Consider the following 23,451-nt stretch of genomic DNA (forward strand, 5'->3'; position numbering starts at 1 on the left):
CAATACCTCAAAGTACATCAAGGTCATTTAGAAGTTCTTTTGCATGCAAGGAAATTTTTTCTTGATCTTCATCGCTAATTTTCTTTAAATTAGCCGTCATTAATCGAGTTCTTGGATTGGATTCAAACTGCTTGCGATGTTTAATCAGAAAATTCCAATATAAGGTAGTGATTGGGCATGCCTCTTCCCCAAAACGAACCTCGGGCTTATATTTGCAAGATCCACAGTAGTTGCTCATGCGTTTAATGTAAGCACCGCTAGCGATATAAGGCTTGCTGGTAAACCTTCCACCATTGGCAAATAAGGCCATGCCTGCGGTGTTAGGTAGCTCAACCCATTCAATCGCATCTACATAAATTGCTAGGTACCATTCGCAAACGGCCTGCGGCAATATTTCTGCGAGTAACGCGAAATTACCAGTCACCATTAAGCGCTGAATGTGGTGAGCATAACCATACTTCAAGGTTTGGCCGATAGCATCCCGCATGCAGGACATACCCGTTTGCCCAGTCCAATACCATTGGGGTAAAGGGCGCTTATGCTGGTAATGGTTGTCTTCTGCCATCTTGGGCATATCTAGGAAATACATACCCCGCACAAACTCACGCCATCCCAATATCTGCCGAATAAATCCTTCTACAGTCGAAAGATCTAGAGAGTATTTTTTCCATGCCACTAAAACAGCTTCTACCACCTCGCGGGGATTTAGTAATTTCAGATTCAAAGCGCTTGACAGTATGGAGTGCCAACCAAATGGGGTGTCAACCCACATCGCATCTTGATATATCCCAAAGTTTCTCAAGCGATATTCAACAAAATATTCCAGCGCTTTGAGAGCTTGATCTCTAGTCACTGGCCAATGAAAGGAGCGAAGTGATCCAGGGTGGTTCGGATAAGTCTTGGCAACAAAATCCAATACTTCCTGAGTAATATGATCGACCTCAAAAGATACTGGGGCATCAATGATGCCAGGCCCTTTTTTAGGGTATGGCTTGCGATTATCTTGATCGAAGTTCCATTGTCCACCCTCAGGCTCACCATCACCATCAATCAAAATCTGATGCTTCTTGCGCATTAAGCGATAAAAGTATTCCAGCCTAAATTCTTTTTTATTCGCAGCCCATTCAATAAATTCATTACGTGAACAATAAAAATGCTCATCTTCAAGCATCTCAAGATAAATGCCGAGCTCTTTTGACAAGGCTTCAATCGCCTGCTTTAATCGCCACTCTCCTGGCTCAATGCAAACCAAGCACTTTACATTCCGGCGCAAAATTTGCTCTTTGAGCACCTCCACAATCGACAGCGGAGAATTCTTCACATAGGTGAGCGGATACCCAAGTTTTTCTAGCTCACTCGCAAAATGGCGCATAGCTGATAGAAATAAAGCGATTTTGGCTTGATGAGACCAGACATATTGAGCCTCATTAGCGGATTCAATCATAATGATTTCATCTTTTTGAGGATCAATATCTCTTAAAGCGGAAGACCGCAAATCAAGCTGATCTCCCAAGATCAAAACCAAGCGCTCAGGATGCTTCATTTATTTTTGTATTGGGTTGGGCAATAAGCCCGCGATACATCATCGCTTCGCAAAGCAATATGCTTGGTCGCTCTTCCTGTCACTCTTTTGCGCCACAACTCAAACGTGCTGCGCTTGAGCTCTCTTCTCATGATTGCAATCACTTGAGGCTCTCCCAACCCAAAGTTTTTCTCTATGGCATCAAATGGTGTCCGATCCTCCCAAGCCATCTCAATGAGGCGAGATAAATCAGGTTCAGCGAGATTCTTAGGATTTAACTTTGGCACTCAGCAAGTTTAAGACTTATTTAATAAACTAGCTTGAGGCTAAATCCCTTCAAGATAAATCTCATCACATTTATGATCGGCAAAATTCGTCAAAAAATGATTGCCCTGCATCAGCCCCTCACTCAAAGGGCTAGTGAATGGATTTGCCCGATTTGTGATCGACCTATTCCCGAATCACAAAAGGATGCCCATCACCTGATCCCCAAGTCTAAGGGCGGGAAGATGACCGAATACCTTCACCGGATTTGCCATAGACAAATACATGCCCTATTTACCGAAACAGAGTTAGCCAACCAATACCATCACGCAGAATTACTAAGAGAGCATCCAGAGATGAGAAAATTTATTCGCTGGGTAGCCTCAAAACCAGATGCGTTTTATGAAAAAACCCGAAAGAGCTCTCGGGTGAAGTTAACTAAATGAACTTTTCATTTTTACTGAAGCTCTGCATAGTTTTGCACCTCTTAAGTGCAGTAAATTGACCAAAAATCCTTGAAGAGGCTTTGCCGCCCGCCTATTAATGGCTTATTTGAGCGCCTTTAGAAAATCCCATCATTGGTGCATGTAACTATGAAGTTGTGCAAATGAAAAAGAGCTTCTCTTTCTTAAAAATTAATATAAGACATGCGTATAAAAATTACAAAGAGTCTGGTATTACCAGCTCAAATACTCGAGACTGAAAACATTCCGGAAGCCTTATTTCCTGAAGGCGACTACCTTGCCAATCTGACACCTGATGGAAAAATTGAGGTGATTAACACCAAAAGAATTAAGGCACTTTTTTCCTTTTCCCAATTTAGGGATAGGGTTTCGCAAGGAGAATTTGTCGTACTAGAGGCTTGATTTAGATTTCAATGATCTAAATCCAAACTCTCAACCACCGATTTCAAAGCCACAACAGATTCAAATGCTTTGGAATTAACCCCCTGAAGATCAACATCTTCCCAGTTGAACTCTAGGGAGAAATGCGCTGACTCTACGATTAATTCGTAACTTGAGGAGGCTTTATTAATTGATGTTGATACATCTTCGCTAACTGGAACCCTTAGCGATTCAATTGCAGCAATCAATGTGCTCACTTCATTTCCAGTGAGATCCCTAGTGTGAAGCACATCATCGGTACGCTTGATTGAAATCTTTGAAACATCATCGATTGCAACCTCGTACTGATTTAACCCAAGATCCATCCAAACAGTCAATTCCAAAGCAATTGGATACGTTTTCATTAGTCCACCTCATCTACATGGGGTTCATCAAAATGCTCTTTGCGGGGTTTAAGCTTAGCCTCCAATTGAGTCCACTTACTCTGATGAATTCGATAGGAACAATCATCGGCATGGTTCTCGAGCAAGCCAAAGATAACAGTGGTGGGAATCTTGCAATGAAGGCATCGATAAGCATGTTGATGCTCTTCAATTTTCTCTTGGGGGTAATCGATATAAAACGGCTTCATTGCAAAACCCTTTCTATCTAAATCAAGCTATATAAACAATATACACCCGAGCACATCATCAATAGAGTCGATTAGGGCATTTACTACCCCTCTAGCTCACCTTCCCACTTCGAAATAACTGCGGTAGCCAGGCCATTGCCCAAAACATTGGTTGCTGAACGCGCCATGTCCAAGAAATGATCAACCCCAAGAATCAAGAGAACGCCTGCCTCAGGTAGGTTGAATTGAGACAATGTCGCAGCAATCACCACCAAGGAAGCACGGGGCACGCCAGCAATTCCCTTAGAGGTAATCATTAATACCAATAGCATCAAGAGTTGCTGAGTTAACTCCATCTGTACGCCGTATACCTGCGCAATAAAGATTGCGGCAAAGGTGCAATACATCATCGAGCCATCTAAATTAAATGAATAGCCCACCGGCAAAACAAAAGATGCAATTTTGTTTTTACAACCAAAACGCTCGACTCTTTCTAAAGTCATCGGATAAGCAGCCTCGGAACTTGCTGTAGTAAATGCAAGCAAAGCGGGCTCACGTAGCATTTTGACTAGGCGCCAAGTACGTCTCTTTAAAACCAGCGAACTAATCAAAATAATCACTATCCATAGAGTGGCAATTGCTGCATAAAACTCAGCATGAATTTTCCATACGTCATCAAGATGCTAATACCGTTCTCAGCAATAACACATGACACCGCAGAGAACACAGCTACTGGAGCTAGCTTCATTACTGCTGTCGTGATTCTTAGCATGATGTGCGAGAGCATATCCAGATTACGAATGAATTCATCTGCGCGTGTGCCCATGCCTGCGGCACCAACACCAAAGAAGACAGCAAACACAACTATCTGCAAGATCTCATTTTTAGCCATTGCATCAAAAATGCTGACTGGGAATATATGCTTAACAAAATCAGGCAGATTTAGGCCGGATTTATTTAGGCCAGTACTTGCCGCTATCTCTGGCAAAGTTAAGTCCACACCAATTCCGGGCTGCAGAATATTAACCATTACCAAACCTAGCAGTAAAGATACAAATGACATGGAAATAAACCATGCAAAAGTTTTTAACCCCACTCTACCAATAGTAGAAGCGTCACCCATTTTGGCAATACCAACCACCAATGTAGAAAATACCAACGGCGCAATAATCATTTTGATCAAGCGCAAAAATACATCCGTCAGGATAGAGATATATCTAACATACTGATCGGGAAAAGAAGACCCTGCACCATAAAGATTTACAAGATATCCAACAAGCACCCCCAAAACCATTGCACCTAATATAAAGTTGGTTAGCTTTTTAGAGTTCATGCTGAGCCTATATAAAAATGGGAGTGATGGTAGATTCTACCTAGTTATTGAGCTGTCCTAGTGAAAGTGCCGATGGGTTTTATTGCTAATTTGGTTAGACTGGGTTATTCATTTACCCTAGGGTCAGGGACAACATGATTTGGCTTGGTTTAGCAGTAGCTATTTTTCTCGGGGCACTTTATTTCAGCCCCCCTCGTGCTTTTACAAAGGCACCCTTAGCTTGGCTTGGGCCAGCTGCCATCCTATTTCTGGCGATTGCCTGGAATATCTCACCCAGCCTGCCTGGACAGCCCTCTGGAAAGTTTTATGGCTTGATCTTTCATTTTTATGGAGCCTCCTTACTAACGGCCATGTTTGGGCCTGCCATTGCCCTCTCCATTCTCTTTCCGGTCGCCTTCCTGGGGGTTTATGTCATCCAGGGAAGCTATGTTGAGGCCTCTCAACATTACCTCATGGTGTGCGTTCTACCCACGATATTTGCCTATCTATCCATACAAATTATTCAGCGATTTATTCCAAAACATTTATTCGTACTAATTATGGGTAACGGATATGTGGCAGCTTTTGTAAGCGTTATATTGTCTGGAGTTTTTTTACTGCTGATTCAATTGGCCATGGGCACAACTAGCCAAATAGACCTTGAAGGATGGTTACTAGGTCTCATTATTATTGCCTTCATGGAAGGCTCATTATCAGGAATGCTCCTAGCAATTCTTTTGATATTTAGACCTCATTGGGTCTCCACTTATAACGAAGAAGCTTATATGAGTCGATAATCATCGACTTAAGGTACTCCAAAGAAGATTGTCATGCTCCCTTGCATTGAATTAGAAACCAGCCCAAACCCCACTGCAGCAGTCATCTGGTTACATGGCCTTGGTGCCGATGGCAATGATTTTGTGCCGATAGTTCCCGAGTTAAAGCTGACGGGATGCCCAGGAATTCGCTTCATATTCCCAAGCGCGCCAAGTATGCCGGTCACCGTTAATGGCGGTTACGTCATGCCTGCGTGGTATGACATCATTGGCCGCAATCTCATGGCACAAGAAGATGCAGCAGGCATCCAGAAATCAGCAGCAGCCATCGTGGAACTAATCGATAGAGAGGCTAATCGTGGAATTTCCTACGACAAAATTGTCTTAGCTGGGTTTTCACAAGGATGCGCAATGGCCCTGCACATAGGATTGCGCTTCCCTCACCGACTTGCCGGCATCATTGCCCTATCAGGCTATCTGCCACTTGCGATGCTAGCAAATACCGAAAGACATTCCGCGAATGCAAATACACCCATCTTCATGGCGCATGGCACTTATGATCCAGTAGTCACGATCGATCGCGCACAAGTATCTTATGACTTATTAGAAAAAATGGCTTACTCAGTAGAGTGGAATGAATACCCTATGGAGCATTCTGTAAATCACGAAGAACTTGCGGATATCTCTCGTTTTTTAAGACAAGTACTCATTTCAAGCTAATAATTACCCAAGAATTACATTAGTCCATCAGCAATTAATTTAATACTGGCAACTAGCAAGAAAAATCTTACTGCTCGGTAATACCATTTCATTGAGATCCTTTTGGCTATATAAAATCCAGAGTAAACACCAGCCGGAACGCAAGGCAACAAGATAATCGAAGTTGCGAATTGTTTGTAATTTAAAAGGTCCAGATACGCATAAGGACCAAGCTTTCCAAAATTAATTATGGTGAAAAACACGCCCAAGGTAGAGGTATAGACCATCGGTAGCAATTTTTCTCTCAACATATATACCGTAATAGGAGGCCCACCAATATGGGCAACAAAAGAGGTAAATCCTGAAGTTAAGCCCATTACGCGCCCAAGCCACGGATAAGACTTAGTTTCTTTCAAATCCATATGCGACATGGCTAGATTCTGAATTAAAAATAGCAAGGTAAAAATTCCGATTGAGAGAGTTAATACCTTGGGTGTAATAGCAGTAAAGAAAATCATGCCCAATAAAAGACCGAGTATTGCGGGCGGAGTAATGAGCTTCAGGATTCGCCAATCAGCATTCCGCAAGAATCGACGCATCCCAACCAAATCAATAGCAATTAAAAGTGGCAATAAGATAGCCAATGCTTCATTAATACTAGATTGACTAGCCATTAACGGAAGAGAGAGGATGCCAAGCCCAGCGCCGAATCCACTTTTGGAAACGCCAACAATAAAGACACTCAGGATTGCGCAAACAAAAAAAGTGAATGAGTGCGCGTGAAAAGATTGAAGAATAGAAGAAACAAGTAATTCAAACATTTATGGATCTTACCAAGATATGGAACTTAGTATCCGCCAAAGAAAAAGGGCTCACATGGAGCCCTTTGATTCAGAGTTGATATCTCAAAGCTTCTTATTAAAACTATATTGAGCAAACGCTTGTTCTGCCACATTAAACCATTGCGCTTCCATATTCCTAAAAGCACGATAGTCGTCAAAGATCTTTTTAAATTGCGGATTCTTTGCTGACTCTTCAGCATAAGTTTCTTGGCTAGCTTTAAAACAAGCATCCATCACTGCGGTATTAAACTTGCGCAATACGGCGCCATTCTGAAGAAGACGCTGTAACGCAGGTGGATTGAGAGCATCATACTTAGCACACATATCTGTGTGCGCCTCATAGCAAGCAGCCTCCCAAGCAGCTTGATAAGAAGGCGGCAATGATTCCCATTGTTTTTTGTTCACTAAAAATGAAAGCCCGGCCGCACCTTCCCAAAAAGCGGGATAGTAATAATTTTTTGCCACCTTAGCCAAACCCAACTTCTCATCATCGTAAGGCCCAACAAATTCTGCCGCATCAATCGTTCCTTTTTCTAGGGCAGAATAAATCTCTCCAGCTGGAAGCTGTTGTGGCACAACGCCTAGCTTTGCCAATACTTGACCAGCAAATCCTGCAATACGGAATTTCAACCCTTTGAAATCCTCTGGCGATTTGATCTCCTTACGGAACCAACCACCCATTTGTGTACCAGTTTGTCCGCCCAAAAAATTAACAATGTTATAGCTGGCATATAGTTCGCGCATTAATTTCATGCCGTTACCATGAAGCATCCAAGCAGACTGTTGACGTGCAGTCAAACCGAATGGCGCAGCAGTATCAAAAATAAATGCGCTATTTTTACCAAGATAGTAATAACTCGCAGTGTGCCCACACTCCACTGTTCCGTTTTGAACGGCATCCAATACCTGAAGAGCGGGAACTACTTCTCCTGCTGCAAAAACTTTGACATTAAATTTCCCATCTGTTGCCTTGCGTAATGCATTGGCAAATACTTCAGGGGTACCGTATAAGGTATCTAATGATTTAGGAAAGCTTGAAACAAGCCGCCAATTCAAAGTCGGTAGACCTTGTGCGATCGATGGCGCCGCTAAAGCTGCTGCACCAGCACCAATGGTGGCTTTCTTTAAAAACGAACGTCTTTTCATCTCTCCATCCCCTTTAAAAAAATCAATAGGCGTTTATTTTCCGCCAATCGTCATTGAGCCAAGCAATATTGACCCCGTCTCTTTTGTACCGCGTATTAATGTATCACTGCCAATCAATTGAATATCTAAGAGCATATCCCGTAAATTACCAGCAATGGTCACCTCTTCTACTGGGTACTGAATTTCTCCATTCTCCACCCAATATCCAAAAGCACCGCGAGAATAATCACCCGTTACGTAATTCACTCCTTGACCCATCAACTCAGTTACCAATAAACCAGTGCCCATCTCTTTCAAGAGGGCTGGCAAACCACCCTTTGGAGTTTTTTTGCTTTGCAACGTGAGGTGATGGGAGCCACCAGCATTCCCAGTAGTCTTCATGCCAAGCTTGCGAGCGGAATAAGTCGACAAAAAATATCCTTCCAATATTCCCTTATCTACTACCGTTCTTGCAGAAGTCTTTACACCCTCTTCATCGAATGGCGCACTCCCAGTCATGGACTTTAGATGTGGGTTTTCAAATAAGCTGACATGTTTGGGTAATACCTGCTTGCCCAAGCTATCCAGCAAAAAGCTAGAGCGACGATATAAAGCGCCACCCGAAACAGCTTGCACCAAACCACCTAACAAACCCGTAGCCAAAGGCGCTTCAAAAATGACTGGGCAACGTCTAGTAGTCAAGGACCTCGCATTTAAACGGGATAAGGCTCTCTGGGCCGCGTATTTGCCAATATCTGCAGGATCAGCTAATTCTTCCGGAATACGAGAACTGGAATACCAGTCATCTCGTTGCATGCGCGCTTTCTTGCCACGCTCAGTTGCAATCGGTGCGCATGAAATATAGTGACGAGAAAAGGGATATCCCCCCATGAATCCATTGGAAGTTCCCATCATAAAATGAGCATGATGCGCAGAAACAGATGCGCCATCGCTATTCTGGATTTGTTTACTTACCGCAAATGCAGATCCTTCAGCACTCCGTGCAATTTGTACGGCGTTGGCGGCATCGATATTCCAAGGATGGAATAAATCCAAATCCAATGGATTTTTTTCTAGAAACTCAGCTTCAGCTGGGCCGGCACAAACATCCTCTGCCGTATGCTGAGCGATGTGAAATGCGGCATCAACAGTTGCCCGCAAGGATTCTTTAGAAAAATCACTTGTACTAGCATTGCCACGGTGGTGACCCAAAAATAAGGTGACGCCTACTTGTTTGTCGAGACTTTGCTCAATGGTTTCAACTTCGCCTTTGCGAACCGTAACGGATAGACCCTGACCTTCAGAAACTTCTGCCACAGCATCTGAGGCACCCCTTTTTTTGGCCTCTTTGAGCATGAAATCAATGATTTCTTGAAACTGATGAGATGTATATGTAAACATACCCTAATAATAGCTAGAATAAGAACATGAAGCATACCGAAGCCCTAAAGCGAAATAGCCCCAATGAGGTCAAAATTGGTCTCATCTCGATATCGGATCGCGCCAGCAAAGGCGTCTATCAGGATGAGGGCATCCCTGCCCTGCAGACTTGGCTTCAAAAAGCCATTAGCAATCCTTGTGCTTTCCACGAAAGACTAATTGCTGACGAGTCTGAAATCATCACAGAAACGATCGTTGAGCTAGTAGATGAGATGGGGTGTGACTTGGTGCTCACTACTGGCGGTACAGGACCTTCTAGGAGAGATGTAACACCAGAAGCCACCCGCGAAGCAGGTACACGTGAAATGCCTGGTTTTGGCGAGCAAATGCGCCAAATTAGCCTAAATTTTGTGCCAACCGCGATCCTATCAAGACAAACTGCTGTTCTTAGGGAGATTAATGATCATGCTGCACTAGTGATCAATCTTCCCGGACAACCTAAAGCAATCGCAGAGACCTTAGAGGGTCTTAAGGACGCAGATGGAAAATCAATTGTGCCAGGCATTTTTGCAGCAGTACCCTACTGCATTGACTTGATTGGAGGCCCTTACATTGAGACCGATGAAACAGTGATTAAAGTCTTTAGGCCCAAAAGCGCAATTAAAAAATAATTTACTTTGATTAAGTATGGCTAACAAAAAAGGTCTGCAATGCAGACCTTTTTATTTATTGCGGCAGAGGCACAATAAATTTTTCACGGTAATACTTTAACTCTTCAATAGATTCCTCAATATCAGCTAAAGCCGTATGGGCTTGCTTCTTAGTAAAACCTTTCACTAATTCAGGATGCCAGCGTTTGCAAAGCTCCTTCAAGGTAGATACATCAATATTTCGATAATGGAAATAAGCCTCTAGCTTTGGCATATATTTCGCCATAAAACGCCTATCTTGCCCAATAGTATTTCCACACATTGGAGCAATTCCAGCCTTAATATATTTTTTCAAAAATGCAATACATTCAGCCTCGACTGTTTGCTCATCAGATGTGGATGCCCTCACCTTATCAATCAAACCTGAACGGCCATGAGTGCCTTTATTCCAAGCATCCATTGCATCTAAAACAGCATCATCTTGATGCACCACCCAAACCGGAGCTGTGGCGATGGTATTGAGATGGGCATCAGTAATGATGATGGCAATCTCCAAAATGCGCTCCTTTTCTGGATCTAGCCCTGACATCTCCATATCTACCCAAATAAGATGTTCATTGGCTGGCGCCACCTTGGTTGCTGCTGTGTTCGTTTGCTCGCTCATATCTATAATGATCTCATGACATTCACAATTGTTTTCCTAATCGCTTTCATTTCCAGCTTTGGCTTGCGCCATTGGCTTTCCCAACGCCAAATTCGACATGTTGCTCAACATCGCAGTACAGTTCCAGCAGAATTTGCTGAAAAGGTAACTCTAGCAGAGCATCAAAAAGCAGCCGATTACACCATTGCAAAATTGCGTCTCGGGATTTTAGAAAATGGGGTCAGCGCCATCATTTTAATTGGCTTCACTTTGCTTGGCGGATTGCAGATTCTGAATTTGGCCTTACTACAATTACTTGGCGAGGGAATTACCCAGCAAATCGCCCTACTTGTTTCAATTGTCATTATCTCAGGGCTGATTGACATTCCTTTCTCTTGGTACAAACAGTTCTACCTTGAAGAGCGCTTCGGCTTTAATCGTATGGGGAAAAAACTGTTCTTTGTTGACATGTTTAAAGGCATAGCAGTTGGTGGCGCTATCGGCATTCCTCTCCTGTGGGTCATTTTGACTTTAATGGCCAAAGCTGGTGATTTATGGTGGTTGTGGGCATGGGGTGTCTTGACGGCTTTTAGCCTGCTGATGCAATGGATCTTCCCCACATTTATCGCCCCGCTCTTTAATAAATTTCAGGCTCTTGAAGATGGGCCGTTAAAAACACAAATTGAAGCATTGCTGGCGCGCTGTGATTTTGCGAGTCAGGGATTATTTGTGATGGATGGCAGTAAACGAAGTGCGCATGGAAACGCTTTCTTTGCCGGGATGGGCAAAGCTAAACGTATTGTATTTTTTGACACCTTAATTGAAAAACTAAATCCTGGAGAAGTAGAGGCGGTATTAGCTCATGAACTAGGTCACTTTAAGTGCAAACATATTCGCAAACGTTTACTAGTCTCTTTTGCCCTGAGTTTTGGCATGTTTGCGCTCTTAGGTTGGATAAGTACCAAAGCATGGTTCTATACAGATTTGGGTGTTATGCCCAATCTCAATGGCTATAACGGTGGCCTTGCTTTAGCTTTGTTTATGCTGGTCTCGCCCGTGTTCAGCTTTTTCTTCACCCCGCTATCGAGCATCGCATCTCGTAAACATGAATACGAAGCAGATGGATTTGCAGCTGAAAAATCTTCCTCCAAAGATTTAATTAGCGCATTAGTAAAGCTGTATCAAGACAATGCATCGACCCTAACACCTGATCCGATCTATACCGCCTTTTATAGCTCGCATCCGACCGCACCACTGCGCATTGCTAACTTGCAGCGATTCAATTCTTAAAAATGGAACAGCTTCATGCGCTACTCATTGCCTCCTATGGAAGGCATTATTTAGCGCAACGCTTGGTTACAGATGCCGATGGCCATGCAAAACCGGATGGCCCACTCATTCAAGTCAGTACACCCGCCAAGCAACATATCGGAGCCGTAGGGGATCATATGCTCCTAGAGATGACCTCTGCTGATCAAGCCCGCATTGTTCAGATTGAACCTCGAGAAAATCTTCTGTATCGTTCAGATGCTTTTAAAAGCAAATTGATTGCTTCAAACGTTGATCAAATACTAGTAGTGCTTGCAACGCAACCCGCCTTCTCACCCGACCTGCTAGGGAGAGCAGTGGTAGCTGCTGAAGCCAATCAAATTGGCCTGCATATTTTGCTTAATAAATGTGATCTCAAGGACAACTTAGCGCACGCACGCAAAATAATCGAGCCATATGCACGTATGGGCTACCCTGTATGTGAAGTGTCAGCCAAGTTTGAGCCCTCTTCTATTGATGCTCTTCGTCCTATTCTTCGAGGCAAAGTATCCGTCTTTGTGGGTCAATCTGGCATGGGTAAATCCAGCTTATTAAATGCATGGATTCCAAATGCTGCGGCACTCACTCAAGAGTATTCTGTGCGCTTAGATACGGGCAAACACACCACTACAGCTTGTCGCTATTTCGAGCTACCTGAGGCTTGGGGAAGAGATGAGACTGGCAAGCTGGGGGCGCTCATAGATTCTCCTGGCTTTCAAGAATTTGGTTTAGCTCATATGTCGGTGAGTGAGCTTCAACATGCCTTTAGAGAATTTAAAGATCTACTCGGAAAATGTAGATTTCATAATTGCGCGCATCTTTTAGAACCAGACTGTGCCGTACGCGCAGCAGTGGAAAGAAATGAAATAGCGCCAGAGAGACTGACGCTATTTAGACAACTGCATTCCGATTCAAAAACAGCGGATGTACAAATTCAAGGTATTAGCCAAGCCAAAGAGCGATGGTCAGCATTAACAACAAAGCCATCCAAGCGATAACTAGGCGCCAAACCAAACCTACTGCAGAGCGCATTGTGCGCTCAGTAGGCTCAAGACCCACTTCATAGACTACTGGCTCACCAGCCTCAGCCATACGCAATGCTTCATCGCTATCAGGCTCACTCATCGGCTCTCCGAGACGAACACCTAATGCACCACTACCGGCCGCCAAAATGACAGCGGATAAGGAGTCTGACCATTTTTGCGTGAGATAACGCCAGCCATAGACAGCGCCTTCAAAATTTCCAACAATTGCAAATCCCATTGCAGTAATACGCGCAGGAACCCAATCTAATACGTAGAAGAAATGACGAGCAGATTCGCTCAAGTTCACGTCACCGCGCTCAGACCAACGTTGGGCTGCGATATCAGCCAATCTATATAGCACCACACCTGCGGGACCCATTGGCATCATGAACCAGAACAACACGCCAAAGACATGATGATGAGATCCAATAATGGCGCGTTCGAGCGCTAAGGAAATCACTTCCGTCTCAGAAAGATTGGATGTGTCTAATTCAGGTCCATACCACTCGCCCAATGCCGCACGTGCTGCGGGAAGATCGTGCGCTTCAATGGCTTCATGCACAGCAGTAAATGAATGACTAAATTGACGGAAACCAAAAAACAAATACGCGATAACGATATTCCAGATAAAACCCAGGATTGGATATGTCACCATACATGTGACATACACAATGAATACCAAAAACGTTGGCAGTATGAATGCAACTAAGCAAGCCATACGAGCCCCAACAGGGCTTGCACCCTCTTCCGATTTGCCGCCAAATTCGGCGGCAACCCAATCTAACCAACGGGCGCATGCGCGTGCAATCCAATGACTAGAAGTTACTGGACGATATTGTTCAGCAATGAGGGCGAAGAGAATAGAAAAGAAAGTCATACTTTTAATAAATGATAAAGGTTGCGCAACATTCCCGCAGTAGCACCCCAAATAAAGCGGTTCTCATAAGGCATTGAATAAAAACGACGTCCACCCTGCTCACTTTGCCACAATCTGACCTGATGATTGGCGGGATCCAACAAAAAACTGAGTGGCACCTCAAATACATCAGCCACCTCAAACTCATCTAAAACGTATTCTGCCTGAGCTTGTACCAATCCTACTACTGGAGTGACGCTGTAGCCAGAAACTGTCAAATACTGCGGTAAGTGGCCAATAATCTCCACTCTGCTTGGATCCAATCCAATTTCTTCCCTGCTTTCTCGTAAAGCAGTGTCATTCGGACTTTGATCCTCAGGATCCATGCGACCACCAGGAAAACTAATTTGACCGGCATGATCACGCAAATGATTTGTTCTTTGCGTCAGCAATACCGATAAGCCCTCCTCTTTCAACAGCAAGGGAATTAATACTGCCGCTTTAGTGATTTTGCCTGCAGCTTGGCGCTTAGCAATAATATCTGCCGCGATGACATGACGATTTTCATCGGTAATTTCGGGTTGCCATTGTGGCGGAGATTGAAGACGAGACTTTAAACCAGATGGTTGTAAAAACTCATCTGCAACCTTTTTTTCACCAGCACAAGTTTGATGAATAGGAATTGCTTCCGCATCGAAACCCGGAGGTGCGGCAACATTGATTGCATAATCTTCAGGACTTGAGGTCTTGGGCATATTCATATTCTAAGGCAACAAAAAAGGCGACCTAGGCCGCCTTTCTATTTGCATCGAAGCAGCGATTATTCAGCGGCTACAGCAGCTGTTGGTTTAACACGCGCTTGGAGCTTTTCTTTAATACGTGCTGACTTACCAGAACGATCGCGCAAGTAGTACAACTTAGCACGACGAACATCACCGCGACGCTTCACTTCAACACTAGCGATCAATGGTGAGTATGTTTGGAAAGTACGCTCAACGCCTTCACCAGAAGAAATCTTACGCACGATAAAGCTGGAATTGAGTCCGCGATTACGCTTAGCAATCACAACGCCTTCAAAGGCTTGGGTACGCTTACGTGTACCTTCAACAACGTTTACGCTAACAACCACTGTGTCGCCAGGCGCGAAACTTGGCAATACTTTGTTAGCACTTAAGCGAGCAATTTCTTCCTGCTCAATTTTTGCAATTAAATTCATTTTCAATCCTTAAACATCATATTAGCGTTCAATCCCGAGACCGAAGTCAACGGACCTAATAGAGGATGCAGTTAAAACAATTTCACTAAACCAAAAACCAAACCACCTTTTCACTACTGAACACTAAAAGTATTTACAGCGAGCGAAGAAATTGTTCATCTTCTCGGGTTAGCAACCCTTTGGCTCTGGCCGATTCAATTAAGTCCGGCCTTAACCTGAACGTCAGCTCTAAAGACTTCTGCCGACGCCAATCCGCTATTTTAGCGTGATGTCCGCCTAAAAGCACGTCTGGAACGGATAAATTTTCATATATTTCAGGGCGGGTATAGTGAGGATGGTCCAAAAGACCATTCATAAAGCTATCTTGGGTCGCTGATTCCCCATCCCCAAGCGCCCCTGGAATCAATCTAATCACCGCATCCATCATTGCCATGGCGGGGATTTCACCACCAGAAAGCACAAAATCCCCAATTGATAACTGCAAATCAACGTTTCGATCAATAAAACGCTGGTCTACTGCCTCATATCGACCACAAATAAAGCTTAAATTACCGTAATTGAGAATATCTGTCGCTATCTTCTGAGAAAAACGCTCACCCTGAGGGGCCAATAGGCATATCGGACCACTTTTGATGCCAGCTGCATTATGGGATGCCTTGATTCCAGCAACCGTATCTTCCAAAGGCTTGGCCATCATCACCATCCCAGGGCCGCCACCATACGCACGATCATCTACAGTTTTACGAGAATCCGAACAAAAGTCACGCGGATTCCATAGGTGGACACTAGCTAAAGATTGTTGACAAGCACGACCTGTAATACCCCATTGCGTTAGCGCAGAGAACATTTCTGGAAACAAGGTGACGACATCAAAGCGCATTTTTATCTCGGTTTATCTTTGATTTTTATTGCCAGTCATACTGCCAGTCCAAGGTAATCGTTTTATTTGGCAAGTCAACGTTTTGCACCACTTCTTTTACGAATGGCACCAAATACTTCACCGCTTTTGTTTGAGCATCGCCAATCGCAATGACCCCATGCGCACCATTCTCAGTAACATCAATTACTTCACCTAGTGCTTCGCCTTGTAAATTCACAGCACTACATCCAATGAGGTCTACCCAGTAAAACGAGTCACCCTCGGTTTTTGGAAACGCATCGCGAGTCACTAATACTCTTGCGCCTTTTAATGCAAGTGCTTGATCACGATCGCTGACCCCCTCAAGCGCCATTACCACATTGCCACTATGCATCTTGACGCTCTTGACTTTATATTGCGTCAATGAAGCCCGCTCTGCAGATGCAGAAACACCTCCAACCCTGCGCGGGATGAGAGATAGCCAAACTGATTTAGAGGAGAGAAGTGCTACAGGCTCTGAAGAGTGAGGTCTAATCTTGACTTGACCTTGCAAGCCTTGCGCCTCGGATATGGCGCCAAGTTCTATCAAATCATTCAGGGAAGGTGCGCTCATTAGTAAGACACCTTATTTTCCTGAAATAAAACAACTAAACATCCTGTCACTAAAAACTCCATCGCATCGATGAAGTTTTTAGCAATAAGACATTAAACAGCGGGATTGTTTTTAATCAAACGAACTACTGTTGGGGAGATTTGCGCGCCAACACCAGTCCAGTAAGTCAAACGATCTTGAGCAATGCGCATTGCTTGCTCAGTAGCCGCAGCTTGTGGGTTGAAATAACCAATACGCTCGATAAAGTTCGAGTCACGACGGTTGCGCTTATCAGTAGCAACGATGCTGTAAAAAGGGCGCTTCTTAGAACCGCCGCGTGCCAGTCGAATGACGACCATACTTATTCCTTAAAATCTAAAATGAAAACAGGTTGATTACAACCCAATGAAATTTCTACAAAATCTTGGGCTCCAGCTCACCAAACAAAAGTTACGGTATAGCGGAAAACCTCATATTCTAGACGAAAACCCCTACTTCTTCCACCTATTTAAGTTAACAAGGCTATAGAATACAATACCCCATTGGATAAAAAATACATTAAAAACAATAACTTAGATAAATATGATCCATCAATCTAGACCCTTAAGGCCTACAAGTTTGTCTTTAAAAAAACTATTTCTGGCAGTTTCATGCTTAAGTCTAGGGTTTATTGCTGGATGCGCAAATGTCATACCGCCTTGTGGCGCCAAAATAAGTCCGCCAAGTAGTGAACTCAAAAATACCAAATGGGAGCTTACTCGCTGGAATTTACCCCCTAATGGCAACGGTGAGGTGCGTACCCGCCAAATTCCTAAGGGTGATGCTAGCAACCCGATACAAATCATCTTTGATGCTAATGGTCAGCGCGTCAGTGGATCGACAGGATGCAATCGCTTTACTGCCTCACTAGACGAAGATTCTCGTGGCTTCTCTCTTAAACAAATCGCAAGCACCAAAATGGCATGTAGCCCACAGCGCATGGAATTAGAGAATGATTTTCTATATGAGTTAAATGACTACCGTAGCATTGTGCGCAATGGCGATCAATTGCTCATGATTGGCACGGATCGCGAAGTACTAAGTTTTACCCAAAAACAAAATAATTAAGCACCCTCTATTTCCAAAAAGATTTATGAAAAAATCCAAACTAATTTTTTGCGCGCTCGGATTATTGTTTCCTGGTAGCGGCCTTAATTGTTTTTATCTGCAAGGCCTTAAATCCTTTTGGGGATGGATTCAACTATTTGCCCTAATTGGTGGCGCAGCAGGCTGGATCATTTTAAGAGATGCTCATTTTCATTCGGCACCGGGGTGGGTATTAATTACATTTGGATTTATTGCGGTTGAAGCAAGCTGGTTAACAACTATTACTTTTGGTCTACGTTTAGATGAAAAGTGGGATGCGCAATTTAATCCTAGAATTAAAGAGCACCAACGTAGTCGCTCAGGCTGGTTAGAAATCCTTACTGTCATCTTCTCGTTAGTCTTTGGTGCTGGCGTGATGATGACTTTCTTGGCAGTTTCATTTGAGCAATTCTTTATCTCTCAAATCTATGAAGCAAAAAAGCTATCTCAATAATTGCAGATAGCTTCCCTTTTAAGAGCCGCTCAATAGAGCGGTTTTTTCATTCTCCTCTTTAGTGGCTTTTAGAACTGCTCCACTTCTAAGGCATTCACTGAATGACCACTTTCGACAATCGAAGTTGCAAGCGCCTGAACTTGAGGCATCAGATTCTCAGCAAAGAATCGCGCTGTAGCTATCTTTGCATCATAGAACTTTGGATCATCATCACGCAAACGCTCGGCAGCTAAAAGTGCTCTCGCCATTTGCCAGCCACCCAACACTAAACCAGATAAACGAAGGTAGGCAAAGCTTCCAGCATAGACCGCCTTAATATCCGTCTTTGCATTAGCAACAATGTAAGCGACTGCCTGATCAAAAGCTGCACGCGCTAAAGTCAACTGCTTTAACACAGCCTTAGCATCCGCACTGCCACTTGCTGCCAAATCTTTTTCTGTTGTGGCAATTCTTTGCGATAACTCTTTTGCAACTGCTCCACCATCACGTACTGTTTTTCTACCAACTAAATCATTTGCCTGAATTGCAGTTGTACCCTCATAAATCGTCAAGATACGGGCATCACGGTAATGTTGTGCAGCTCCCGTTTCTTCAATGAAGCCCATGCCGCCATGGACTTGTACACCAAGGCTAGTAACTTCAAGTGACATTTCTGTAGAGAAGCCCTTGACGATGGGCACCAAAAATTCATAAATAGCTTGATTAGCTTTACTCACTACCTCATCAGGAGCAGCATGTTGTGCGTCATAAGCAGCGGCCGCATAGTAAGCGAGCGCACGCGATGCTTCGGTATACGCACGCATTGTCATTAACATCCGCTTCACATCCGGCTGATGAATAATGGCCACTGGGCCAGGTGACCCTGCTAGATCACGACTTTGAACACGGTCTTTAGCGTATTGAACCGCTTTTTGATAAGCGCGCTCTGCTACTGCAACCCCTTGCATGCCAACCGCAAAACGGGCTGCGTTCATCATGACAAACATATATTCAAGACCGCGATTTTCTTCGCCAACTAGATATCCGAGTGCACCACCATGATCACCAAATTGGAGAACTGCAGTTGGACTCGCTTTAATGCCTAACTTATGTTCAATAGAGACACAATGAACGTCGTTACGCTCACCCAAAGAACCATCTGCCTTAACTAAGAACTTGGGCACTACGAATAAAGAAATGCCTTTAACACCCTCGGGTGCATCTGGAGTTCTTGCTAACACTAAATGGATAATATTTTTAGCCATATCGTGCTCACCATAGGTGATGAAAATTTTGGTACCAAATATCTTGTAAGTACCATCACCCTCTGGAACAGCGCGAGCCCGCACCATCGACAAGTCAGAACCAGCTTGGGGTTCAGTTAAACACATTGAACCAGTCCATTCACCTGAAATCATCTGCGGCACAAAACGCTCTTTTAGTTCTGGGCTAGCCGCGGTGAGGAGCGCTTCAATTGCACCATCAGTCAGCATTGGGCACAAAGCAAATGAGAGACTGGCCGAGTTAACCATTTCAAAACAAGCAGTAGCAATTAATTTTGGCAAGCCTTGCCCACCAAACTCAGCGGGATGAATGACACCCTGCCATCCTGCAGCTGCATATTGTTCAAAAGCACTTTTAAAACCAGGGGTGGTAGTGACCACTCCGTCTTTCAAAGAGCTTGGGCTTTGGTCACCAGTCCAGTTCAGTGGTGCAACGACATCTTGATTGAACTTTGCGGATTCTTCCAGTACGGCGGGCGCTAAATCCACATCGGCACCTGCTTCAGCATAGGAAGGATAGGCAACGACATCCGATAGCCCGGCTAATTCATTCATTACAAACAACATGTCTTTGACTGGGGCTACGTATGGCATTACAACTCCTTACTTAAACTAAATAACTAAAATAAATTATCTGACGATACCGAATACCTTAATGCTACTTATCCCAAAGCTTTAGTGAGCTCAGGCACCGCAGCATTTAAATCCGCTACTAAACCATAGTCGGCAACACTAAAGATCGGTGCTTCTGGGTCTTTGTTAATCGCCACAATGACCTTAGAGTCTTTCATACCTGCTAGGTGCTGGATAGCACCAGAGATACCCACAGCGATATAGAGCTGGGGAGCGACGATCTTGCCTGTTTGTCCTACTTGGTAGTCATTGGGTACATAACCAGCGTCTACTGCAGCGCGGGATGCACCTAAAGCAGCTCCGAGTTTGTCTGCTAAAGGGGTAATGAGCTCTTGATACTTCTCACCAGAACCTAAGCCACGACCACCAGAGACGATGATTTTGGCAGCAGTGAGCTCTGGACGATCCGATTTAGTAAGCTCACGACCTACAAAGGCGGATTGCTCTTTACTGTCTGCAGGGGCTCCTTTTTCGATACTAGCCGCCCCACCAGTGGGGGATACCGGATCAAAGCCGGTAGTACGAACAGTGATGACTTTAATCGGATCGGCGCTTTGTACTGTGGCAATGGCATTACCTGCATAAATGGGGCGCTCAAAGGTGTCAGGTGAGACTACCTTGGTGATATCGGATAACTGCGCTACATCAAGCTTAGCGGCAACGCGTGGCAGGACATTCTTGCCATTGGCTGTTGCTGGAGCCAAGATATGGCTGTAGTTACTGGCAATAGCGAGGATTTGCGCTGCTAAAGGTTCAGCCAATTGATCAGCCAGATTAGGGGCATCAATTTGAATGACTTTACGCACACCCGCAATTTGCGCGGCGGCTTGGGCAGCGGCATCTGATTGATTACCCGCTACGAGGATATCGACTTCAGGGGAGCACTGCAGGGCAGCGGCTACGGCATTGAGCGTTGCTGCCTTTAAGGATTGATTATCGTGTTCAGCGATGACTAGAGCGGCCATTTAGATTACCTTTGCTTCATTTTTGAGTTTGTCTACCAAAGCGGCAACATCGGCCACGATGACCCCAGCAGAGCGCTTGGCAGGCTCTTGTACCTTCAGAGTCTTTAAGCGGGGGGCAATATCCACCCCCAAGCTATCGGGAGTGATCGTATCGATGGTCTTTTTCTTGGCCTTCATGATGTTCGGAAGCGTCACATAGCGGGGTTCATTGAGGCGCAAGTCAGTGGTAATGACCGCTGGCAATGTCAGAGCAATGGTCTCTAGGCCACCATCGACTTCTCGAGTTACCGTGGCTTTACCGTCAGCTACCACGACCTTAGAGGCAAAGGTAGCTTGGGCGATATCTAAAAGGCTAGCTAACATCTGACCGGTTTGATTGCTATCGTCATCAATGGCTTGTTTACCTAGGATGATGATTTGCGCCTGCTCTTTTTCTGCTACGGCTTTGAGGATCTTGGCTACGGCTAAAGGCTGCAAATCGGCATCCGGAGCAGTCTCGACCAAAATCGCGCGATCAGCGCCAATCGCCAAGGCGGTACGCAGGGTCTCTTGGCACTGGGTAGGGCCGGCGCTAACCACAACGACCTCGGTAGCAACACCAGCCTCTTTTAAACGCACCGCTTCTTCGACTGCAATCTCATCAAACGGGTTCATACTCATTTTGACGTTGGCTAGATCGACGCCACTACCATCGGATTTAACCCGGATTTTGACGTTGTAGTCGACCACGCGTTTGACAGCTACTAGGATTTTCATTTGGAATTCTCAATAATGTTTAACAATCTATTTTATCCGCCCTAAAGCCCAAGTTTTAGACATCAATAGCGGTGGCTGACCCAGCTTGTTTGCGCAACTCAAACTTCTGAATTTTGCCCGTAGAAGTCTTGGGTAATTCACAGAACACAATAGCCTTAGGAACCTTAAAACCCGCCAAATGTTGCTTGCAGTGGGCAATGATCTCTTCAGCGGTTACCTCGGAGCCAGGCTTAATCTCAAGGAAGGCACAAGGTGTTTCACCCCACTTTGGATCGGGCTTTGCAACAACAGCGGCAGCATTAATTGCTGGATGACGATACAGAACATCCTCAACCTCTACCGAGGAAATATTCTCGCCCCCAGAAATAATGATGTCTTTACTGCGGTCTTTCATCTTCACATAGCCATCAGGATTCATCACTGCTAAATCACCTGAATGGAACCAGCCCCCTTCAAAAGCCTCTTTGGTTGCTTTTTCGTTCTTCAGATAACCCTTCATGGCGATATTGCCCTTGAACATAATTTCGCCCATGGTTTCGCCGTCAGCTGGAACCGGCTTCATCGTTTCCGGATCTAACACTGCAATTGCTTGTTGCATGTGATACCGCACACCTTGTCGAGCATTCAAACGAGCACGTTCACCAATATCTAGATCATTCCACTCATCTTGTTTGACGCAAACAGACGCAGGACCGTACACCTCTGTAAGTCCATAAACGTGGGTTAAATCAAAACCTAACTTTTCCATACCCTCAATAATCGATGCGGGTGGCGCAGCTCCTGCGATCAAACCTTTCACACCTGCTGGAACGCCTGCCTTCAGCTCATCCGGAGCATTTACCAACAAGTTATGCACAATAGGGGCAGCACAGTAGTGGGTTACACCGTGCTCTTTAATAGCAGCAAAAATATGTGGTGCATCTACTCGACGTAAACACACGTTCACACCAGCTCTGGCCGCAATTGTCCAAGGGAAACACCAACCATTGCAATGGAACATTGGGAGAGTCCATAAATACACAGGATGCTTATTAATATCCCAGTCCAGTACATTTGAAACTGCATTGATTGCGGCGCCACGATGGTGATAAACAACACCCTTCGGATTTCCAGTGGTACCGGATGTGTAGTTCAAGCAAATCGCCTGCCACTCATCTGTTGGCACTTCCCATGCAAACTGCGGATCCCCTTCAGACAACAACTGCTCATAAGTAAGCTTTCCTAGCTTTTCACCAGGAACATCAAACTCTTTTTCCTCAACATCAACCACTAAGAAATCACGGCCTGATTCTTTCTTTGCAATCTCGATGGCTTTTTTCATTACTACTGAAAATTCTGGATCAACGATGATTACTTTTGCCTCACCATGATTAAGCATAAATGCGATTGATTCAGCATCTAAACGAGTATTGAGCGCATTCAAAACCGCTCCAGCCATTGGAATACCAAAGTGAGCCTCAACCATTGGAGGAGTATTTGGCAACATCACCGCCACTGTGTCACCTAAACCTATGCCATGTTTTTGCAAGGCGCTAGCCAAGCGGCGACAACGCTCATAAGTTTGGCTCCAAGTCTGACGAAGCTTCCCATGAATAATCGCGATTTTATTAGGATAAATTTGTGCTGAGCGCTCTAAAAATAATAGAGGGGTAATAGGAGTGTAGTTAGCTGGATTGCGTTCCAAACCTTGTTCATAAATATTTGCCATCTTTTGCTTTCGATTTCAGTTTTT

27 protein-coding genes and 1 pseudogene are annotated in these 23,451 nt (G+C 44.5%); 9 read left to right on the top strand and 19 right to left on the bottom strand.

The window, feature by feature from the left end; genetic code table 11:
• Positions 1-7: 7 nt before the first annotated feature.
• Complete coding sequence (locus FD973_RS08200; protein ID WP_215322859.1) at positions 8-1,543, bottom strand: cryptochrome/photolyase family protein; 1,536 nt, start codon at positions 1,541-1,543, stop codon at positions 8-10.
• Entirely contained in the window at positions 1,540-1,809 is a 270-nt protein-coding gene (locus FD973_RS08205; RefSeq protein ID WP_215322860.1) for a TIGR03643 family protein, read from the bottom strand. The genes FD973_RS08200 and FD973_RS08205 overlap by 4 nt, the downstream gene beginning before the upstream one ends.
• A 72-nt stretch (positions 1,810-1,881) precedes the next feature.
• On the opposite strand from FD973_RS08205, the gene FD973_RS08210 reads away from it, so the two are divergent.
• Both FD973_RS08210 and FD973_RS08215 read left to right on the top strand, forming a co-directional pair.
• A complete protein-coding gene (locus FD973_RS08210) occupies positions 1,882-2,232 on the top strand; it encodes an HNH endonuclease signature motif containing protein (protein ID WP_215322861.1) in 351 nt (116 codons plus the stop codon).
• 201 nt (positions 2,233-2,433) lie between these two features.
• Positions 2,434-2,652: a hypothetical protein gene (locus tag FD973_RS08215; RefSeq protein WP_215322862.1), complete on the top strand. Its 219-nt coding sequence runs from the start codon at positions 2,434-2,436 to the stop codon at positions 2,650-2,652.
• An 8-nt stretch (positions 2,653-2,660) separates the two neighbouring features.
• Here the strand turns inward: FD973_RS08215 and FD973_RS08220 are convergent, their stop codons facing one another.
• From FD973_RS08220 to FD973_RS08230, 3 genes and pseudogenes are all read right to left on the bottom strand, one after another.
• Entirely contained in the window at positions 2,661-3,035 is a 375-nt protein-coding gene (locus FD973_RS08220) for a hypothetical protein (RefSeq protein WP_215322863.1), read from the bottom strand.
• Entirely contained in the window at positions 3,035-3,262 is a 228-nt protein-coding gene (locus tag FD973_RS08225; RefSeq protein ID WP_215322864.1) for a hypothetical protein, read from the bottom strand. Before FD973_RS08225 ends, FD973_RS08220 begins: the two co-directional genes overlap by 1 nt.
• Positions 3,263-3,345: 83 nt before the next feature.
• Positions 3,346-4,574: pseudogene (locus FD973_RS08230) on the bottom strand (dicarboxylate/amino acid:cation symporter).
• Positions 4,575-4,708: 134 nt separating this feature from the next.
• On the opposite strand from FD973_RS08230, the gene FD973_RS08235 reads away from it, so the two are divergent.
• Both FD973_RS08235 and FD973_RS08240 read left to right on the top strand, forming a co-directional pair.
• Entirely contained in the window at positions 4,709-5,350 is a 642-nt protein-coding gene (locus tag FD973_RS08235; RefSeq protein ID WP_215322865.1) for an energy-coupling factor ABC transporter permease, read from the top strand.
• A gap of 33 nt (positions 5,351-5,383) precedes the next feature.
• Complete coding sequence (locus FD973_RS08240; RefSeq protein WP_215322866.1) at positions 5,384-6,049, top strand: alpha/beta hydrolase; 666 nt, start codon at positions 5,384-5,386, stop codon at positions 6,047-6,049.
• A gap of 14 nt (positions 6,050-6,063) precedes the next feature.
• Here the strand turns inward: FD973_RS08240 and FD973_RS08245 are convergent, their stop codons facing one another.
• The 3 genes from FD973_RS08245 to pmbA form a co-directional block, all read right to left on the bottom strand.
• Positions 6,064-6,849, bottom strand: coding sequence for a sulfite exporter TauE/SafE family protein (locus FD973_RS08245; RefSeq protein WP_215322867.1), 786 nt, complete (start codon positions 6,847-6,849; stop codon positions 6,064-6,066).
• An 84-nt stretch (positions 6,850-6,933) separates the two neighbouring features.
• On the bottom strand, positions 6,934-8,016 hold the full coding sequence (locus tag FD973_RS08250) for a TRAP transporter substrate-binding protein (protein ID WP_215322868.1): 1,083 nt from the start codon (positions 8,014-8,016) through the stop codon (positions 6,934-6,936).
• A gap of 33 nt (positions 8,017-8,049) precedes the next feature.
• Positions 8,050-9,351, bottom strand: a complete 1,302-nt coding sequence (pmbA, locus tag FD973_RS08255; RefSeq protein WP_371816884.1) for a metalloprotease PmbA — start codon at positions 9,349-9,351, stop codon at positions 8,050-8,052.
• Positions 9,352-9,422: 71 nt separating this feature from the next.
• On the opposite strand from pmbA, the gene mog reads away from it, so the two are divergent.
• Positions 9,423-10,046 carry a molybdopterin adenylyltransferase gene (mog, locus tag FD973_RS08260; protein WP_215322870.1) on the top strand — a complete coding sequence of 208 codons (624 nt, stop codon included), beginning with the start codon at positions 9,423-9,425 and terminating at the stop codon, positions 10,044-10,046.
• A 55-nt stretch (positions 10,047-10,101) separates the two neighbouring features.
• On the opposite strand, the gene orn is transcribed toward mog, so the two are convergent.
• Positions 10,102-10,689, bottom strand: a complete 588-nt coding sequence (gene orn / locus FD973_RS08265; RefSeq protein WP_215322871.1) for an oligoribonuclease — start codon at positions 10,687-10,689, stop codon at positions 10,102-10,104.
• A 15-nt stretch (positions 10,690-10,704) separates the two neighbouring features.
• Between orn and FD973_RS08270 the strand changes: the two genes are divergently transcribed.
• Positions 10,705-11,958, top strand: a complete 1,254-nt coding sequence (locus FD973_RS08270; protein ID WP_215322872.1) for a M48 family metallopeptidase — start codon at positions 10,705-10,707, stop codon at positions 11,956-11,958.
• Between the two features lie 2 nt (positions 11,959-11,960).
• Positions 11,961-12,974: a ribosome small subunit-dependent GTPase A gene (rsgA, locus tag FD973_RS08275; protein ID WP_215322873.1), complete on the top strand. Its 1,014-nt coding sequence runs from the start codon at positions 11,961-11,963 to the stop codon at positions 12,972-12,974.
• Here rsgA and FD973_RS08280 read toward each other — a convergent pair.
• The 6 genes from FD973_RS08280 to rpsP all read right to left on the bottom strand — a co-directional run bounded on the left by FD973_RS08280 (position 12,919) and on the right by rpsP (position 16,883).
• The gene (locus tag FD973_RS08280; protein ID WP_215322874.1) at positions 12,919-13,878 is read right to left on the bottom strand and encodes a CobD/CbiB family protein; all 960 of its coding nucleotides are present in this window, start codon (positions 13,876-13,878) and stop codon (positions 12,919-12,921) included. The two genes, rsgA and FD973_RS08280, sit on opposite strands and share 56 nt — an antisense overlap.
• Positions 13,875-14,612, bottom strand: a complete 738-nt coding sequence (locus tag FD973_RS08285; protein WP_215322875.1) for a CoA pyrophosphatase — start codon at positions 14,610-14,612, stop codon at positions 13,875-13,877. Before FD973_RS08285 ends, FD973_RS08280 begins: the two co-directional genes overlap by 4 nt.
• 65 nt (positions 14,613-14,677) lie before the next feature.
• A complete protein-coding gene (rplS, locus tag FD973_RS08290) occupies positions 14,678-15,073 on the bottom strand; it encodes a 50S ribosomal protein L19 (RefSeq protein ID WP_114636525.1) in 396 nt (131 codons plus the stop codon).
• Positions 15,074-15,206: 133 nt separating this feature from the next.
• Positions 15,207-15,953, bottom strand: coding sequence for a tRNA (guanosine(37)-N1)-methyltransferase TrmD (gene trmD / locus FD973_RS08295; RefSeq protein WP_215322876.1), 747 nt, complete (start codon positions 15,951-15,953; stop codon positions 15,207-15,209).
• Positions 15,954-15,978: 25 nt separating this feature from the next.
• Positions 15,979-16,545 carry a ribosome maturation factor RimM gene (gene rimM, locus FD973_RS08300; RefSeq protein WP_215322877.1) on the bottom strand — a complete coding sequence of 189 codons (567 nt, stop codon included), beginning with the start codon at positions 16,543-16,545 and terminating at the stop codon, positions 15,979-15,981.
• Positions 16,546-16,637: 92 nt separating this feature from the next.
• On the bottom strand, positions 16,638-16,883 hold the full coding sequence (rpsP, locus tag FD973_RS08305) for a 30S ribosomal protein S16 (RefSeq protein ID WP_011902362.1): 246 nt from the start codon (positions 16,881-16,883) through the stop codon (positions 16,638-16,640).
• 259 nt (positions 16,884-17,142) lie between these two features.
• Between rpsP and FD973_RS08310 the strand changes: the two genes are divergently transcribed.
• Both FD973_RS08310 and FD973_RS08315 read left to right on the top strand, forming a co-directional pair.
• Positions 17,143-17,631, top strand: coding sequence for an META domain-containing protein (locus FD973_RS08310; protein ID WP_251368753.1), 489 nt, complete (start codon positions 17,143-17,145; stop codon positions 17,629-17,631).
• A gap of 25 nt (positions 17,632-17,656) precedes the next feature.
• On the top strand, positions 17,657-18,103 hold the full coding sequence (locus FD973_RS08315) for a hypothetical protein (RefSeq protein WP_215322878.1): 447 nt from the start codon (positions 17,657-17,659) through the stop codon (positions 18,101-18,103).
• Positions 18,104-18,171: 68 nt separating this feature from the next.
• Here FD973_RS08315 and FD973_RS08320 read toward each other — a convergent pair whose 3' ends face one another.
• The 4 genes from FD973_RS08320 to FD973_RS08335 form a co-directional block, all read right to left on the bottom strand.
• Positions 18,172-19,959, bottom strand: coding sequence for an acyl-CoA dehydrogenase (locus FD973_RS08320; RefSeq protein WP_215322879.1), 1,788 nt, complete (start codon positions 19,957-19,959; stop codon positions 18,172-18,174).
• Positions 19,960-20,027: 68 nt separating this feature from the next.
• Positions 20,028-20,963, bottom strand: a complete 936-nt coding sequence (locus tag FD973_RS08325; RefSeq protein WP_215322880.1) for an electron transfer flavoprotein subunit alpha/FixB family protein — start codon at positions 20,961-20,963, stop codon at positions 20,028-20,030.
• Positions 20,964-21,719 carry an electron transfer flavoprotein subunit beta/FixA family protein gene (locus FD973_RS08330; protein ID WP_215322881.1) on the bottom strand — a complete coding sequence of 252 codons (756 nt, stop codon included), beginning with the start codon at positions 21,717-21,719 and terminating at the stop codon, positions 20,964-20,966. It lies immediately after the preceding gene.
• Between the two features lie 55 nt (positions 21,720-21,774).
• Complete coding sequence (locus FD973_RS08335) at positions 21,775-23,427, bottom strand: acyl-CoA synthetase (RefSeq protein ID WP_215322882.1); 1,653 nt, start codon at positions 23,425-23,427, stop codon at positions 21,775-21,777.
• Between the last annotated feature and the right edge of the window lie 24 nt (positions 23,428-23,451).

Source organism: Polynucleobacter sp. MWH-Braz-FAM2G, assembly GCF_018687635.1.
Lineage (GTDB): Bacteria > Pseudomonadota > Gammaproteobacteria > Burkholderiales > Burkholderiaceae > Polynucleobacter.